The organism is Kosakonia sp. S57 (assembly GCF_016516575.1).
Taxonomy (GTDB): domain Bacteria; phylum Pseudomonadota; class Gammaproteobacteria; order Enterobacterales; family Enterobacteriaceae; genus Kosakonia; species Kosakonia cowanii.
In genome coordinates this window covers 1-17,075 of record NZ_JACVUL010000012.1, presented here as the reverse complement: position 1 = coordinate 17,075, position 17,075 = coordinate 1, and the positions used below count along the sequence as shown (strand labels likewise).

Genomic DNA, 17,075 nt, shown 5'->3' with positions numbered 1-17,075 from the left:
TTCGTCCGGCGTAGACTGCACCTGACACGTTAAGGAGATCCTGATGAAAGATGCCCATTTTGTTGTGCAACGCCCGACAAGCCCTGCTAAGCAACTGCTGTTGCTGTTCCACGGCGTCGGCGATAACCCGGTTTCAATGGGCGAGATTGGCCGCTGGTTTGCGCCAGCCTTTCCCGACGCGCTGATTGTCAGCATTGGCGGCGTTGAAGCGAGCGGTGCTGCTCCCGGTCGCCAGTGGTTCTCCGTCGGCAATATCAGTGAAGAGAACCGCCAGCAGCGCGTCGATGCGGTGATGCCGCAGTTTATTGAGGTGGTCCGCTACTGGCAGCAGCAGAGCGGTATCAGCCCGCTTGCCACGGCGCTGATTGGCTTTTCGCAGGGGGCGATTATGGCGCTGGAGGGGATCAAAGCGCAGCCGGATCTCGCCTCGCGCGTCATTGCCTTTAACGGTCGTTACGCCAGCCTGCCGCAACGGGTTGCCACCACCAATACCATTCACCTGATCCACGGCGGCGACGATCCGGTGATCGATCTGGCCTGGGCGGTGAAAGCGGAAGAGGCGGTTGCGGCGTTAGGCGGCGATATCACGCTCGATATCGTTGAGGATTTGGGGCACGCGATTGACGATCGCAGCATGGCGCTGGCGCTGCATCATTTGCAGTACACCGTGCCGAAGCACTACTTTGATGAGGCGTTAAGCGGCGGCAAGCCGAACGATGATGACATCATTGAGCTGCTATAAAAGATTCACCCCCAAACGGGGGTGAAAGGTTACTTCTTCGGCTGGTCCTTATTCGGCCAGTCATCCTCGTCATCCCACTTATCGTTGAAATCACGATGCGGCGGCAGATCCGGCTTGTTGGCGAGAAACTTTTTATGATCGACGCGGCTAAGATCTTTGATCACGTTTATCAAGACGCCGACTAAAAAAACCAGCACCAGAATCCACCAATATTTTGACAGCCAATCCATGCGAACCTCCAGCCCGTCAGGCGATGAGTTGTTCCATAATGCGCTGGTACATCCGCGCCAGCAGTTGCAGATCTGCGGCGTTTACGCATTCGTTAATTTTGTGAATCGTTGCGTTCACCGGCCCAAGCTCGACAACCTGTGCGCCCATCCGCGCGATAAAACGGCCATCGGAAGTGCCGCCGGTGGTCAGCAACTGCGGTTTAATCTCATTATAGTGCTCAATGGCGTTAACCACCGCATCCACCAGCTTGCCGCGTCCGGTGAGGAACGGCTGGCCTGAAACCCACCACTCCACGGAGTAGCGCAGCTGATGCTTCTCAAGCAGCGCCTGCACCTTCGCTTTGATCATCTCGTCCGTCAGTTCGGTACTGAAGCGGAAGTTAAACTGCACAAACAGCTCGCCGGGAATGACGTTATTGCTGCCGGTGCCGGCCTGAACGTTGGCGATCTGCATACTGGTCGGCGGGAAGTAGTCATTGCCGCGATCCCACTCGATGCCCACCAGTTCGGTTAACATCGGTACCGCGCGGTGAACCGGGTTGTCCGCCAGATGCGGATAGGCTACGTGTCCCTGCACGCCGTGAATGGTCAGGTTACAGGTCATTGAGCCGCGACGGCCATTTTTCACCACGTCGCCCACCACTTCGGTGCTCGACGGCTCGCCCACCAGGCAGTAATCGAGACGTTCGTTGCGCGCCATCAGCGCTTCAACCACTTTCACCGTGCCGTTGGTGGCGCTGGCCTCTTCATCAGAGGTAATAAGAAAGGCGAGGCGGCCTTTATGCTGCGGGTGCTGCGCCACGAAACGCTCGGCGGCAACCACCATCGCTGCCAGCGAGCCTTTCATATCCGCCGCGCCGCGGCCAAACAGCAGGCCGTCGCGAATGGTGGGTTCGAAAGGCGGATTGATCCAGCGATCGACATCGCCCGCCGGAACAACGTCCGTATGACCGGCAAACGCCAGCGTCTCTCCCTGGCCGCGCCATGCCCAGAAGTTCTGCGTGTCGCCAAAATCCATCGGCTCAACGGTGAAACCGATAGCGCGCAGGCGTTCAATCATCAGCGCCTGGCATCCCGCATCATCGGGACTCAGAGAAGGGCGACGAATAAGCTGCTGCGTCAGCTCAATAACCGGGCATGACATAAACTACACCTCGTGAATAAACTTCCCATAACTGGATTCATTGAAACCCAGCAGCATAGGCTTACCGGGCGCGCAGAGCAATGGGCGTTTGATAATTGCTGGCATTTCAACCATTAAGGTAATCGCCGTTTCGGCGTCAACGACTGCCGCGCGCTGCGCTTCATCCAGCTTGCGCCAGGTGGTTCCGCGCGTATTCAGCAGCGCTTCCCAGCCAAGCTCTGCGACTGCGGGGCGCAGTAGATCTGCATCAATCCCGTCGACGCGGTAATCATGAAAGCGGTACTCCACCTGCTCAGCCTCCAGCCAGCGGCGGGCTTTCTTGATGGTGTCGCAATTTTTGATGCCGTACATGGTGATCATGTTGAATCCTTTTGTCTCTTTTTTGCCTTATTCGAACAGAAAATTAGAATAACGGAATCTAATTCGAATATCATTCGCGTGGTAATAATAATTCACTTAACGGTGAGTTGAGTAATTTTAGTTAATTAACTTTTGAACGGTGCTAGCTCATCGCCTAATAACAAAACTAAAGATTTATCTGACAATGTGATCGCCATTTCATTTAGCCCTCAAGTTTTTGGGAAATATTGCCGTTAATCACAGTATGAGGCCGCAGAGCGGCGCATAGTAAGCCCAAGCCAAAGAGAAATGCCCGGTAAAGAGCGATTGATTCGATTGGTTTAAATAGCTTCACAGCGCATCCGGGCATTGAGTAGAATGGCCGTAATAATAAGAGAGGTAGTTATGATTGAACACGAAATGGGGAACTGGAAAGATTTTATCGAAGGCATGCTTCGTAAATAATTTCAGACGAATGATTGAGCAGTGACGGCTTAATAATAATATCCACGTAAAAAAGGCGACCTGAATCCAGTCGCCTTTTTTGTTGCCCGCGATTAGCGCGGTTTCGCCTTCAGCGGGAAGCGGCGGCGCACCAGCACAAAGAAGAGCGGGACAAAGAAGATCGCCAGCACCGTGGCGGAAATCATCCCGCCCATCACCCCGGTGCCGACCGCGTGCTGGCTGCTTGAGCCAGCACCGGTGCTGGTCGCCATCGGCAGCACGCCAAACACAAATGCCAGCGAGGTCATCAGGATGGGCCGCAGACGCTGGCGACAGGCGTGCAGCGTCGAGGCGAGCAGATCTTCGCCGCGGGCATTCATCTCGTTGGCGAACTCAACGATCAGAATCGCGTTCTTCGCCGAGAGGCCAATCACCGTCAGCAGCCCCACCTGGAAGTAGACGTCATTCTCCAGCCCGCGCATCCAGGTTGCTACCAGCGCGCCAATCACGCCCAGCGGCACCACCAGCATCACCGAGAAGGGCACCGACCAGCTCTCATACAGCGCGGCCAGACAGAGGAAGACCACCAGCAACGAGACGGCGTAAAGCGCAGGCGCCTGCGCGCCGGAGAGCCGCTCCTGATAGGACATCGCCGTCCACTCAAGACCAAAGCCGGTCGGCAGCTGACGCACTAATTTTTCCATCACATCCATCGCCGTACCGGTACTGACGCCCGGTGCGGCTTCGCCAACGATCTCTACCGCCGCATAACCGTTGTAGCGCTCAAGACGCGGCGAGCCGGTTTGCCAGTGCGAGGTTGCAAAGGCGGAGAAGGGCACCATTCCGCCGCTGCTATTGCGGACATACCAGAGATTAATGTCATCCGGCAGCATGCGGAATTTCGCCGCCGACTGCACATAGACCTTCTTCACGCGGCCGCGATCCATAAAGTCGTTAACGTAGCTGGAGCCCCAGGCGGTCTTCAGCGTGTCGTTGATATCATCAATCGAGACGCCCAGCGCCTGCGCTTTGCGCTGGTCGATATCAATCTGCAACTGCGCGCTGTCATCCAGGCCGTTGTGGCGAACGCGGGTCAGAGCTGGATCCTGCGAAGCTAGCTGGATCAGCTGGTCGCGCGCTGCCATCAATGCGTCGTGACCGGCACCGGCGTGATCCTGCAACTCCATATCAAACCCGGCGGAACTGCCCATGCCGCTGATCGCCGGCGGGCTACCGGCAAAGACGCGCGCCTCTTTAATGCGGCTAAAGGCTTTGGTGGCGCGCTCGATAATGGCAAAAGCGCTGCCGTCCGTGGTATCGCGCGACTCCCAGTCCTTCAGGCGAATAAACAGCCGGGCAACGTTTTGCCCGTTGCCGCCGGGGCCGGAGCCGACGGTGGCGAACACCGACTGCACATTCTCTTTTTCATGAGTGAAGAAGTACTTTTCGACCTTCTGCACCACCTTCAGCGTCTGCTGCTGCGTTGAACCGCTCGGCAACTGAATGGAGGTGGTAAACATGCCGCGATCCTCCAGCGGCAGAAACGAGGTCGGCAGGCGCATAAACAGCAGCACCATCACGCCAATCAGCAGCAGATAGAGCAGGATCCAGCGCAGAGCGTGGTGCAGGATTTTACCCACCGCATTTTGATAGCGGTCGGCATTACGGTTGAAGACGCGGTTAAAGGCACCGAAGAAGCCTTTCTGCCCGTGCTGCTCGCCTTTATGCAACGGCTTAAGCAGCGTGGCGCAGAGGGCAGGTGTCAGGATCATCGCCACCAGCACCGAGAGCACCATCGCAGAAACAATGGTGATGGAGAACTGGCGATAGATGGCCCCGGTGGTGCCGCCGAAGAAGGCCATCGGTACAAACACGGCGGAGAGCACCATCGCAATGCCGACCAGCGCACCCTGAATCTGCCCCATCGACTTGCGCGTCGCCTCGCGCGGCGAAAGACCCTCTTCGCTCATAATGCGCTCGACGTTCTCCACCACCACAATCGCATCATCCACCAGCAGGCCGATGGCGAGCACCATCGCAAACATCGTCAGGGTGTTGATGCTGTAGCCAAAGGAGTAGAGCACGCCAAAGGTGCCCAGCAGCACCACCGGCACGGCGATAGTCGGGATCAGCGTGGCGCGGAAGTTCTGCAAAAAGAGGTACATCACTACAAACACCAGCACAATCGCTTCGAGCAGCGTCTTCACCACATCGATGATTGAGGCTTTAACAAACGAGGCGGTTTCATAGGCCACTTTGTACTCAAGGCCGTGAGGGAAGTAGTGCGACAGCTCATCAAGCCGCTGGAGTGCCAGCTCTGCCGTCTCCATCTCATTCGCCCCGGAGGCCAGCTTCACGCCAAGCCCGGAGGCGGCTTTGCCGTTATAACGGCTGAGATAGTCATACTTCTCTGCGCCCAGTTCAACGGTTGCCACGTCGCCGAGACGCACTTCTGACCCGTCAGGATTGACGCGCAAGGTGATAGCGCGGAACTGCTCCGGTGTTTGTAACAGCGACTGCGCATTAATGGTGGCATTCAGCGCCTGGCGGTCAACGGAGGGCGTACCACCCAGTTGACCAACGGCAATCTGCGCATTCTGTGAGGCGATAGCGCGGGTCACATCGCCGGTGGTGAGTTGATAACTGGTGAGCTTCGACGGGTCGAGCCAGATGCGCATGGCGTACTGCGAGCCGTAGGCGTCGATATCGCCGACGCCGTTGACGCGGCTTAACGGGTCCTGAATGTTACTCGCCACATAGTCGGCAATATCCTGCTTATCCATCGACCCGTCGGTGGAGACAAACGCGATGGTGAGGATGTTGGTATCGCCGGTTTTGCGCACCGTCACCCCCTGGTTCTGCACGGTCTGCGGCAGCTTGCGCATCGCGGACTGCAACTGGTTTTGCACCTGCTGCACCGCTTCATCGGGATCGGTACCGGCACGGAAGTTCAGGGTGATCGACGCCTGGCCCGTGGCGCTGCTTTGCGAGGACATATACATCAGGTTATCGAGCCCGGTCATATTCTGCTCAATCACCTGCGTGACGGTGTTTTCCAGCGTCTGCGCCGACGCACCGGGGTAGTTGGCGGTGATGCGCACATTTGGCGGCGCTAAATCGGGGTATTGCTCAACGGGCAGTGAGCTAATGGCGAGCGCCCCGGTCAGACAGATCAGGATCGCCAGCACCCACGCGAAAATGGGGCGATCGATAAAAAAGTTCGCCATCAGAAACAGGACCTCATATTGCTGCGCATGATTAGGGTGAGAATAACCGCCTCAATGTAGCGGTAATAGCGACACCAATCGTGGAGAAATAAAGGAGAAAGTGTAAATTATCATGCCCGATTGAGGCATCACGAGGCAGATCGGCATTTAAGCCAAATTTTCTTCTGCGCGGACCCGCTCTCAGCGTCAATTCTTTACCTTCATCCAGCTTTCGCCACCAACCCCGTCGGCGGAGAAACGGTTACAGGGACTGTAGACCATCCGGCGCAAATGCGCAGGGCTACTACTTTTCTGAAAAGCAGAGATAAATTGATCTGCTACATGTTCGTGACAAATAGATAACCTTTCTGGGCAAATGGACATTGCCTGCCCGCAGGCACCCCGGTAAATAGAGTAGTCATATAAAAGATAAGGTTTATCCAGCCAATCAAGAAGGGTGCCATGAACCGTTTTATTATGGCGAATAGCCAACACTGTATTGGATGTCATGCCTGCGAAGTGGCCTGCGTTATGTCGCACAACGACGAGCAACATCCCCTTACCCCTGATGCGTTCTACCCACGTATTACCGTCGTCAAACACCCCCAGCAGAACAGCGCGGTGACCTGCCACCACTGTGAAGCGGCTCCCTGCGCGCGCAACTGCCCAAACGGTGCCATCACCCGCGTCGATGACACCGTGCAGGTGAATCAGCAGAGATGCATCGGCTGCAAATCCTGCGTTGTCGCCTGCCCGTTCGGCACGATGCAGGTGCTGGTCACCTCGGTAAAAGGGCAGGTAAAAGCCACCGCTCATAAATGCGATCTCTGCGCGCAGCGCGCAGCAGGCCCGGCCTGCGTGGAGAACTGCCCGGCGGATGCGCTCACCTTAGTTAACGCTGAAGCGCTGGCAAATATGGCGAAAGCGCGGCGATTGCGCACCGCCAGCCAGCAGGCGCTGCCGTGGCACAATGTTCCGGCGCAGAACGACAGCAAAATGCGCCAGTTGCGCAGTACCGCCGCGCGCGGCGAGCCGGATAAGCTGGCGATCGCGGCGCGGAAAAGCGGCTTTGATGAGATCTACCTGCCGTTTCGACCCGCGCAGGCGCAGCAAGAGGCGCGGCGCTGCTTAACCTGCGGCGAGCACAGTATCTGCGAATGGCGCTGCCCGCTGCACAACCATATTCCCCAGTGGATTGAGCGCGTAAAAGCGGGCGATATCGCCGCGGCGGTGGAGCTGTCGCACCAGACCAACTGCCTGCCGGAGATCACTGGCCGCGTCTGCCCGCAGGATCGCCTCTGCGAAGGGTCGTGTACCCTGCGCGATACTTCCGGCGCGGTCACCATCGGTAATATTGAGCGCTACATCTCCGATCAGGCGCTGGCGCAGGGCTGGCGGCCCGACCTGAGGCAAGTAAAGCCCGTTGATAAACGCGTGGCGATTATTGGCGCAGGGCCTGCGGGGCTGGCGTGCGCCGACGTGCTGGCCCGTCACGGCGTCAGTGCCACCGTCTTCGATCGCCACCCGGAAATCGGCGGCCTGCTCACTTTCGGCATTCCGGCCTTTAAGCTCGACAAATCCCTGCTGATGCGGCGGCGCGAAATCTTCAGCGCGATGGGCATCCGTTTCGAGCTTAATTGCGAAATCGGCAAAGATCGCCCCATGGAGCAGCTACTGGAAGAGTTTGACGCGGTGTTCGTCGGCGTCGGCACTTACCGCTCGATGAAAGCCAACCTGCCTAATGAGGATGCGCCCGGCGTCTACGATGCGTTACCGTTTCTGATTGCCAACACCAAACAGCTGATGGGGCTTAAGACCACGGCGGATGAGCCGTTTGTCGACACCGCCGGGCTGAACGTGGTGGTGCTGGGCGGCGGCGATACGGCGATGGACTGCGTGCGCACCGCGCTGCGTCACGGCGCGGCACAGGTCACCTGCGCCTATCGCCGGGATGAAGCCAATATGCCCGGCTCGAAAAAAGAGGTAAAAAATGCCCGCGACGAAGGGGCGAACTTCGAGTTCAACGTCCAGCCGCTCAACATTGAAGTGGATGATTTGGGCAAAGTGAGCGGCATACGCTTGCAGCGCACGCAGCTCGGCGAGCCGGATGCGAAAGGCCGCCGTCGCCCGGTGGCGATCGCGGGCAGCGAGTTTATTATGCCCGCCGATGCGGTAATTATGGCCTTTGGTTTCAACCCCCATTCGATGCCCTGGTTGTCGCGCCTTGGGGTGCAGGTGGATGAGTGGGGGCGCATCGCCGCAAGCGTCAACACCCCTTACCGCTATCAGACCACTCACCCGCAGATTTTTGCCGGTGGCGATGCGGTGCGCGGTGCCGATCTGGTGGTTACGGCAATGGCGGAGGGGCGTCATGCCGCGCAGGGGATGATGGCGTGGCTCGGGATTAACCCGCCGGAGAAACAGTAACCGCACGGCGACAAAGCAGGCCCGGACGCGTACTATAGCGCCATTCTGTTTCTCTTCTGGAGCCTGCTATGTCGCTAAAAATCAATGTGATTAAAGATAAAATCCTCTCCGAAAACTACTTTGTCCTGCGCAATATCACCTACGATTTGACGCGCCAGAACGGCGAGGTCATCCGCCATAAACGCGAAGTGTATGATCGTGGTAATGGCGCGACCATTCTGCTCTATAACCGTGAAAAACAGAGCGTGGTGCTTATCCGCCAGTTCCGCATCGCCAGCTGGGTGAATGGCAACGAGAGCGGCATGCTGATCGAAGCCTGCGCCGGTCTGCTGGACGACGACGAGCCGGAAGTGTGCATTCGCAAAGAGGCGGTTGAAGAGACCGGCTATCAGGTGGGTGAGGTGCGTAAAGTGTTCGAACTCTATATGTCGCCAGGCGGCGTAACCGAAATCGTGCACTTTTTTGTCGCCGAATATAGCGATGCGCAGCGCACTAACAACGGCGGCGGCGTGGAAGATGAAGATATCGAAGTGCTGGAACTGCCCTTTGAACAGGCGCTGGCGATGGTGGCAAGCGGTGAGATCCGCGACGGTAAAGCGGTCATTTTGTTGCAGTATCTGCAAACTTCCGGTCTGATGGCGTGACGCACTTTTGCTACCCCCTACCAACTTTCGCATGAAGCTATCCGATAAATCCGATTGAGCCGGTCAACCGCGGGAGTAAAGATACGCCAGTTTTGCGTCTATTCTTCCGGGGTTGCACCATTCATGCGTTATCGCAGCGTACTCACTCTCCTTTTCGGTCTTTGCACCGCACCCGCTCTATGGGCCGCGCCCGCACAGAAAACCTTCTCCGACTGGCAAGTAACCTGTAATAACCAGAATTTTTGCGTAGCGCGCAATACCGGCGAACACGCCGGGCTGGTGATGAGCCTTGAGCGCAGCGCCGGGGCACGCGCCGATGCTGCACTGCGCATCGATCTTGGCGGCATCGGTATTCCGGCGGGCAAAGCGCCGCCGATTGCCGGGCGTCTGCTGCTTGATGGGCAACCGCTGAAAATGATCAATACGGAGTGGAAGATCGCGCCGTGGCATCTGATGACCAGCAACCCGCAAACCGTTGCCGCGCTGCTGGAGACCATCCAGGATGGGCAGGCCATCACCCTGCAAAGCGGCCAGGGCCGAATTTCGCTCGCCGGGCTGAAAGCCGCGCTGCTGTTTATTGACGCGCAGCAAAAACGCGTCGGCAGTAAAACCGCGTGGATCAAAAAAGGGGGCAGCCCGCCGCTGAGCGTGCCGCCCGCGCCCGCCTTAAAAGAGGTTGTTCACCCCAATGTGGCACCCGCGCCCTTAACCCACCAGCAACTCAACGATCTGCTTGATTACGGCAACTGGCGAATGAGCAATACCCAGTGCTCCCTCGACCCGGCGCGCCGCCAGGTACGGGTCTACGCCCTGACCAACGACAAAGCGCTGCTGATGATTGATTGCGAAGCGGGCGCTTACAACGTGGTCGATCTCGCCTGGCTTGTCTCGCGACAAAAACCCTTTATCTCCCGCCTGGTGCGCCTGCGCCTGCCGTTCTCCCCGGATAATGGCAACAGCGAGATGGAGCTAATGAATGCTTCGTTTGATGAGAAGAGCCGCGAGCTGACGACGCTGGCGAAAGGGCGAGGCCTCGCAGACTGCGGCGTTGCCAGCCGCTGGCGTTTCGACGGGCAGAATTTCCGCCTCGTGCGTTACGCCCAGGAGCCAACCTGCGACAGCTGGCACGGCCCCGATTCATGGCCAACTTTGTGGGTCACGCGATAAGCGAGTGACGAAACCGCCCCGCGCTCATTATAATCCGCCCGCACACCGCAATCGGGAAGGGAATAATGAAACCTCTGTTTACGCCATGGCTTGCCTTAAGCCTGGCTTTTATCGCCGCTCTGCCTGCCAGAGCTGAACTTACCGCCGCCGACAATAAGGCCATCGCCGCGCAGGTTGAGCGCTGGAACAGCCACCTTAACGGCAAGGCCGACGCGGGCGATCTCTATGCCGACCAGGTGCGCTGGTTTGGCGAAAACCTCTCCCGCGACGCGGTGCTGCACAAACAGCAGGCGTTTGCTGACCGCGCGCCGCACTTTAGCCAGAGCATTATCTCCACGCTTGATATCAACGAAAACAGCGCGGGCGATGTCGAGGTCGACTTTGTCAAACAGGCCGGGCTGGAAGCGGACAAGCGTAAAAATTACCCCGCGCAGTTAACCTTCCTCCATCAGCCAGCAGGCTGGCGCATCAGCGGTGAAACGGATCTGCTCACGCGGCTGAATCAGAAAGAGTCGGCGGTGCAGGGCGCGCTGACCAGGGGCAAATTTGACGGTATCAACAAAGAGACTGTGTGGGTCAGCGCCCGCGATCCGCACTCCGGCGGCAGCTGTACAGAAGAGGGCGACTGCGACTGCTCGCTGTGGAGCAGCAACCCGGCGATAAAACCTGCCACGCTGCCGCAGTGTATTGGCGCCACCGTGGAGACGCTCTCCGGCCTTGACGACAGCGGTCGCGATCGGGTGGTGATCTTCCCGCAGTGGTGGACCAGCGCGTGGAGCGTGGTCTACGTCTACGATATCCAGCAGGGAGAGTGGGTTAAATCTGTGCCCTCCTTCCCCTATAACAGCAATGTGCAGGAAGATGACGACGCTGCCGCGCTGGTGAAGCGCGATCCGCAGCATCCGGGCTTTGTGCTGGTGAAAAAAGCGCTGTGGGATGAGAAGCAGGAAGAGATTGTCACGCCGCAAGAGAGCGAAGCGTTGCAGGTAGTGAAATAAGAGAAAGCGCGCCTGCCGAAGCGGGCGCGCCTGAAGATTACTTCTTAAGAACCGCTTTGGCTTTCGCCACGATGTTCTCAACGGTAAAGCCGAAGTAAGGGAAGAGTTTCTCCGCCGGAGCGGACTCGCCATAGCCGGTCATGCCGACAATCGCGCCCTTCAGGCCAACATACTTGTACCAGTAATCGGCAATCCCGGCTTCCACCGCCACGCGCGCGCTGACATCCGATGGCAGCACTGATTCGCGCCATGCTTCATCCTGAGCATCAAAGATATCCGTGGAAGGCAGCGATACCACACGCACCTTCACGCCTTCGCTGCTCAGTTGCTCAGCGGCCTTCATGGTGATCTCCATTTCAGAGCCGGTAGCAATCAGGATCAGATCCGGCTTGCCGTCGCTATCTTTCAGGATATAACCGCCTTTGCTGATCGCCTTGACCTGCTCCGGGGTTCGCTCCATCTGCGCCAGGTTCTGACGCGAGAGGATCAGCGCTGTCGGGCCGTTGTGGCGCTCAATCGCCAGTTTCCAGCCGACTGCCGCTTCCACCTGGTCACAGGGGCGCCAGGTGCTGAAGTTTGGCGTCAGACGCAGGCTGGCAATCTGCTCAACCGCCTGGTGGGTTGGGCCATCTTCGCCAAGACCGATAGAGTCATGGGTATAGACCATGATCTGCCGCGCTTTCATCAGCGCCGCCATACGCGCCGCGTTACGGGCATACTCAACGAACATCAGGAAGGTGGCAGTGTAGGGCACGAAACCACCGTGGTGAGCGATGCCGTTAGCAATCGCCGTCATACCGAACTCACGCACACCGTAGTGAATATAGTTCCCGGCCGCGTCCTCTTTAATCGAGGTGGAGCCTGACCAGATGGTGAGGTTGCTAGGTGCCAGATCCGCCGAGCCGCCAAGCAGTTCCGGCAGCACCGGGCCATAGCTGTTCAGGGTGTTTTGCGACGCCTTACGGCTGGCGATTTTCGCCGGGTTGGCCTGCAGGTTATTGATGTACTCGGAGGTGATTTGCTCCCAATTCTCCGGCAGTCCACCGCTCATGCGGCGTTTGAACTCGGCCGCCAGATCCGGGTACGCTTTCTCCCATGCTGCCAGTTTCTCATTCCACGACTGCTGGGCTTTCGCACCGCGATCGTGGGCGTCCCACGCCTGATAGATCTCTTGCGGGATCTCGAACGGGCCGTAGTTCCAGCCCAGCTGTTTGCGGGTCAGCGCCACCTCTTCATCGCCAAGCGCCGCACCGTGGGACTCCTCTTTGCCCGCTTTGTTCGGCGAGCCAAAACCAATCACCGTGCGGCAAATAATCAGCGTCGGCTTATCTTTCACCTGCTGCGCTTCTTCAATGGCCTTTTTCACTGCTTCCGCAGAGTGACCATCCACTTCGCTGATCACATGCCAGTTGTAGGCTTCAAAGCGTTTGGCGGTGTCATCGGTAAACCAGCCTTCGGTTTCGCCATCAATGGAGATGCCGTTGTGATCGTAGAAGCCAATCAGTTTACCCAGCCCCAGCGTGCCCGCCAGCGAGCAGACTTCGTGGGAGATCCCCTCCATCAGACAGCCGTCGCCCATAAAGACATAGGTATAGTGATCGACAATGTCGTGGCCCGGACGGTTAAACTGCGCCGCCAGCGTGCGCTCGGCAATCGCCAGACCGACGGCGTTCGCCAGCCCCTGGCCCAGCGGGCCGGTGGTGGTTTCGACGCCCGGCGTATAGCCAATTTCCGGGTGGCCCGGCGTTTTAGAGTGCAACTGACGGAAGTTCTTCAGCTCTTCGATCGGCAGGTCATAGCCGCTGAGGTGCAGCAGGCTGTAGAGCAGCATCGAGGCGTGACCGTTGGAGAGAATAAAGCGGTCGCGGTTGTACCAGGTCGGGTCGGCCGGGTTGTGTTGCAGAAAGTCGTTCCACAACACTTCCGCGATATCCGCCATCCCCATTGGCGCACCGGGGTGGCCGGAATTGGCTTTTTGCACCGCGTCCATACTTAGGGCGCGAATGGCGTTAGCAAGCTCTTTACGGGACATAGTTCACTCCGTGGCAAAAGGTTAAAGTTTGGCAGCAAGCAGATCTTCGAGTTTGCGCTGGTCGACGGCGAACTGGCGGATGCCGTCAGAGAGTTTCTCAACCGCCATCGGGTCGAGGTTATGTTCCCAGCGGAACTCCGCTTCGGTCATCTTCGCCTGGCGCGAGAAGGTCTGGGACGACGGCACCAGTTTGCGCTCGACGGTGCCTTCATGCTCCTGCAACTCTTGCAGCAGGGCAGGCGAGATGGTGAGACGGTCGCAGCCGGCGAGGGCGAGTATCTGCTCGACGCGGCGGAAGCTGGCGCCCATCACGATGGTCTCGTAGCGGTGCTGTTTGTAGTAGTCATAGATATTGCGTACCGATTTCACGCCCGGATCTTCATCTACCACGTAGGGATCCATCGGTTTGCGGTCGTTGTACCAGTCGTAGATGCGCCCAACGAACGGCGAAATCAGATAGACGCCCGCTTCGGCACAGGCGCGCGCCTGCGCAAAGGAGAAGAGCAGCGTCAGGTTGCAGTCGATACCCTCTTTTTGCAGCTCTTCCGCCGCGCGGATACCTTCCCAGGTGGAGGCGAGTTTGATCAGAATGCGTGACTTATCGATTCCCTGCTCCTGGTAGAGCTCAACGATACGGCGTGCTTTAGCAATGCTCTTCTCTTTGTCGTAGGAGAGACGCGCATCGACTTCGGTGGAGACGCGGCCCGGAATGCTTTTCAGAATTTCCGCACCGATATTGACCGCCAGTTTGTCGCTCGCTTCCGCGACCTGCTGCTCCTGGGTTTTGCCGCGCGCTTTGCCATACTCCAGCGCGTCGTCGACCAGATGGGAAAAGTGCCCCAGCCCTGCGGCCTTCAGCAGTAGAGAGGGGTTGGTGGTGGCATCTTCCGGCTGGTAATGGCGAATGGATTCGATGTCGCCGCTGTCCGCCACTACGGTGGTGAACTGTTTCAGGCCGTCTAAATAATTCATGAAGATAACTCCTTAAAAAGCAGTGTGTTATTTACGCGCGTCGCATCGCGCTGTTGTCAGGATGAGAGCTGCATAACAAAAAAGCATAGCAGACGCAGCCCTTTACGGGGTTTTGCGGTAGGTAACAAAGATGGGAGATATACGTAACGGTTTTGTTGATGCGATGGTCAGAGTATGGCGACCTTCAAAGTTTACGCCGCTGACAAAGGCCATACTGGTCGGTGCATTGGAGTGTCATCACGCGTTAACACTCTTGACGCTGAAAGCAACGTGAAAGGAACATCTAATGGACGACCAATTAAAACAGAGTGCCCTCGATTTTCACGAGTTTCCCCGCCCGGGTAAGATTCAGGTTTCCCCTATCAAACCGCTGGCGACGCAGCGCGACCTGGCGCTGGCGTACTCGCCCGGTGTTGCCGCTCCCTGTCTGGAAATTGAGAAAGACCCGCTGGCAGCCTACAAATACACCGCGCGCGGCAATCTGGTGGCCGTTATCTCCAACGGCACCGCCGTGCTCGGCCTTGGCAATATCGGCGCGCTCGCCGGTAAGCCGGTGATGGAGGGCAAAGGCGTTCTGTTTAAGAAATTCGCCGGTATTGATGTGTTCGATATCGAAGTTGACGAGCAGGATCCCGACAAACTGATCGATGTGGTCGCTGCGCTGGAGCCGACCTTCGGCGGCATTAACCTGGAAGATATTAAAGCGCCGGAGTGCTTCTACATTGAGGCGAAACTGCGCGAGCGCATGAACATTCCGGTGTTCCACGACGACCAGCACGGCACGGCGATCATCAGCACTGCCGCTATTCTCAACGGCCTGCGGGTAGTGGAAAAGAACCTCTCTGACGTGCGCATGGTGGTTTCCGGCGCGGGCGCAGCGGCTATCGCCTGTATGAACCTGCTGGTGGCGCTGGGTATGCAGAAACACAATATTGTGGTCTGTGACTCGAAAGGGGTGATCTACAAAGACCGCGAGCCAAACATGGCAGAGACCAAAGCCGCCTATGCGGTGGAGGACAACGGCAAACGTACGCTGGCAGAAGTGGTGGCGGGCGCGGATATCTTCCTCGGCTGCTCGGGGCCAAAAGTGCTGACCCCGGAGATGGTGAAAGAGATGGCGCGCCAGCCGCTGATCCTTGCGCTGGCCAATCCGGAGCCGGAGATCCTGCCGGATCTGGCAAAATCGGTGCGCCCGGATGCGATCATCTGCACCGGCCGCTCGGACTACCCCAACCAGGTCAACAACGTGCTCTGCTTCCCCTTCATCTTCCGTGGCGCGCTGGATGTTGGCGCAACGGCGATCAACGAAGAGATGAAGCTGGCGGCGGTGCATGCCATTGCCGAGCTGGCACACGCTGAGCAGAGCGAAGTGGTGGCCTCGGCCTATGGCGATCAGGATCTCAGCTTTGGGCCTGATTATCTGATCCCGAAACCTTTCGACCCGCGTTTGATTGTCAAAATCGCGCCAGCGGTGGCAAAAGCGGCGATGGAGTCCGGCGTGGCGACGCGCCCGATTAGCGATTTCGACGCCTATGTCGATAAGCTCGCCGAGTTTGTCTATAAAACGAACCTGTTTATGAAGCCGATCTTCTCCCAGGCCCGCAGCGCGCCGAAGCGCGTGGTGCTGACGGAAGGGGAGGAGCCGCGCGTGCTGCATGCCACCCAGGAGCTGGTGACGCTGGGGCTGGCGAAGCCGATCCTGATTGGTCGCCCGAGCGTAATTGAGATGCGCATTCAGAAGTTGGGGCTGCAAATCCGCGCCGGGGCGGATTTTGAGATTGTGAATAACGAGTCCGATCCGCGCTTTAAAGAGTACTGGACGGAGTACTTCAACATTATGAAGCGCCGGGGCGTAACGCAGGAGCAGGCGCAGCGCGCGGTGATTGCTAACACCACGGTGATTGGTGCCATCATGGTGCATCGCGGTGAAGCGGATGCGATGATCTGCGGCACCATTGGTGAATACCATGAGCACTTCAGCGTGGTGCGCGACATCTTTGGTTATCGCGACAGCGTGCATGCCGCAGGCGCGATGAATGCGCTGCTGCTGCCAAGCGGCAACACCTTTATCGCCGACACCTACGTGAATGAAGATCCGAGCGCCGATCAACTGGCAGAGATCACCCTGCTGGCGGCGGAGACGGTGCGTCGTTTCGGTATTGAACCGCGCGTGGCGCTGCTTTCGCACTCCCAGTACGGCTCATCCAATGCGCCAGCGGCGGTGAAGATGCGTGAGACCTTAGCGCTGGTGCGCGAGCGGGCACCGGAGTTGATGATAGACGGGGAGATGCATGGCGATGCGGCGCTGGATGAGTCGATTCGTCAGGACAGAATGCCCGACAGCCCGCTGAAGGGAACGGCGAATATCCTGATTATGCCGAACGTAGAAGCCGCGCGAATCAGTTACAACCTGCTGCGGGTTTCCAGCGCCGAAGGGGTGACCGTTGGGCCGGTGTTGATGGGGGTGGCGAAGCCGGTGCATGTGTTGACGCCGATCGCCTCCGTGCGGCGGATCGTCAATATGGTGGCGTTAGCGGTGGTCGAGGCGCAGACCGCGCCGTTATAACCTTCAGCAGGATCAGGTTCGTAGGCCGCATAAGCGTTAGCGCCATCCGGCAATGGGGCTTACATGTTGGATGGGGGGAAGGGTTCCGTTCACCATGCGTGCGGCGGGATTTGTTTATCACCGGTGCGGTGAACGGGACAAGGGGAGCGGCCGCGCTCCCCTTG

General features: G+C 58.2%; 13 protein-coding genes. 7 read left to right on the top strand and 6 right to left on the bottom strand.

All coding sequences use genetic code 11. The features are described 5' to 3' along the window. The first annotated feature begins 43 nt into the window (after positions 1–43). The gene (ypfH, locus tag IAE48_RS13170; protein WP_094421489.1) at positions 44–742 is read left to right on the top strand and encodes an esterase; all 699 of its coding nucleotides are present in this window, start codon (positions 44–46) and stop codon (positions 740–742) included. A 29-nt stretch (positions 743–771) separates the two neighbouring features. Here the strand turns inward: ypfH and IAE48_RS13165 are convergent, their stop codons facing one another. Genes IAE48_RS13165 through IAE48_RS13155 form a run of 3 tightly spaced genes read right to left on the bottom strand, consistent with a single transcriptional unit; the run spans position 772 to position 2,476 of the window. Beyond that, positions 772–972 (bottom strand): YpfN family protein, encoded by a 201-nt coding sequence (locus tag IAE48_RS13165; protein ID WP_023481257.1) that lies wholly within the window; start codon positions 970–972, stop codon positions 772–774. Positions 973–988: 16 nt separating this feature from the next. Beyond that, positions 989–2,116: a succinyl-diaminopimelate desuccinylase gene (gene dapE / locus IAE48_RS13160; protein WP_200134670.1), complete on the bottom strand. Its 1,128-nt coding sequence runs from the start codon at positions 2,114–2,116 to the stop codon at positions 989–991. 3 nt (positions 2,117–2,119) lie between these two features. Then, positions 2,120–2,476, bottom strand: a complete 357-nt coding sequence (locus IAE48_RS13155; RefSeq protein WP_200134669.1) for an ArsC family reductase — start codon at positions 2,474–2,476, stop codon at positions 2,120–2,122. Positions 2,477–2,860: 384 nt separating this feature from the next. On the opposite strand from IAE48_RS13155, the gene ypfM reads away from it, so the two are divergent. Then, complete coding sequence (gene ypfM / locus IAE48_RS13150) at positions 2,861–2,920, top strand: protein YpfM (RefSeq protein ID WP_124971302.1); 60 nt, start codon at positions 2,861–2,863, stop codon at positions 2,918–2,920. A 92-nt stretch (positions 2,921–3,012) separates the two neighbouring features. On the opposite strand, the gene acrD is transcribed toward ypfM, so the two are convergent. Continuing rightward, positions 3,013–6,126, bottom strand: a complete 3,114-nt coding sequence (acrD, locus tag IAE48_RS13145) for a multidrug efflux RND transporter permease AcrD (RefSeq protein WP_200134668.1) — start codon at positions 6,124–6,126, stop codon at positions 3,013–3,015. Positions 6,127–6,567: 441 nt separating this feature from the next. Here acrD and aegA point away from each other — a divergent pair, with 441 nt between their 5' ends. From aegA to IAE48_RS13125, 4 genes are all read left to right on the top strand, one after another. Further along, entirely contained in the window at positions 6,568–8,532 is a 1,965-nt protein-coding gene (aegA, locus tag IAE48_RS13140) for a formate-dependent uric acid utilization protein AegA (protein ID WP_200134667.1), read from the top strand. A 68-nt stretch (positions 8,533–8,600) separates the two neighbouring features. Then, on the top strand, positions 8,601–9,176 hold the full coding sequence (gene nudK / locus IAE48_RS13135) for a GDP-mannose pyrophosphatase NudK (RefSeq protein ID WP_200134666.1): 576 nt from the start codon (positions 8,601–8,603) through the stop codon (positions 9,174–9,176). Positions 9,177–9,299: 123 nt separating this feature from the next. Beyond that, positions 9,300–10,343 carry a DUF1176 domain-containing protein gene (locus tag IAE48_RS13130; protein ID WP_124967638.1) on the top strand — a complete coding sequence of 348 codons (1,044 nt, stop codon included), beginning with the start codon at positions 9,300–9,302 and terminating at the stop codon, positions 10,341–10,343. A 65-nt stretch (positions 10,344–10,408) separates the two neighbouring features. Continuing rightward, on the top strand, positions 10,409–11,341 hold the full coding sequence (locus IAE48_RS13125) for a hypothetical protein (protein ID WP_200134665.1): 933 nt from the start codon (positions 10,409–10,411) through the stop codon (positions 11,339–11,341). 37 nt (positions 11,342–11,378) lie between these two features. Here IAE48_RS13125 and tkt read toward each other — a convergent pair whose 3' ends face one another. Both tkt and tal read right to left on the bottom strand, forming a co-directional pair. Continuing rightward, positions 11,379–13,373 carry a transketolase gene (gene tkt / locus IAE48_RS13120; protein WP_200134664.1) on the bottom strand — a complete coding sequence of 665 codons (1,995 nt, stop codon included), beginning with the start codon at positions 13,371–13,373 and terminating at the stop codon, positions 11,379–11,381. A 21-nt stretch (positions 13,374–13,394) separates the two neighbouring features. Beyond that, a complete protein-coding gene (gene tal / locus IAE48_RS13115; RefSeq protein ID WP_023481168.1) occupies positions 13,395–14,345 on the bottom strand; it encodes a transaldolase in 951 nt (316 codons plus the stop codon). Between the two features lie 286 nt (positions 14,346–14,631). Here tal and maeB point away from each other — a divergent pair, with 286 nt between their 5' ends. Continuing rightward, positions 14,632–16,911, top strand: a complete 2,280-nt coding sequence (gene maeB / locus IAE48_RS13110; protein ID WP_200134663.1) for an NADP-dependent oxaloacetate-decarboxylating malate dehydrogenase — start codon at positions 14,632–14,634, stop codon at positions 16,909–16,911. Positions 16,912–17,075: the final 164 nt, after the last annotated feature.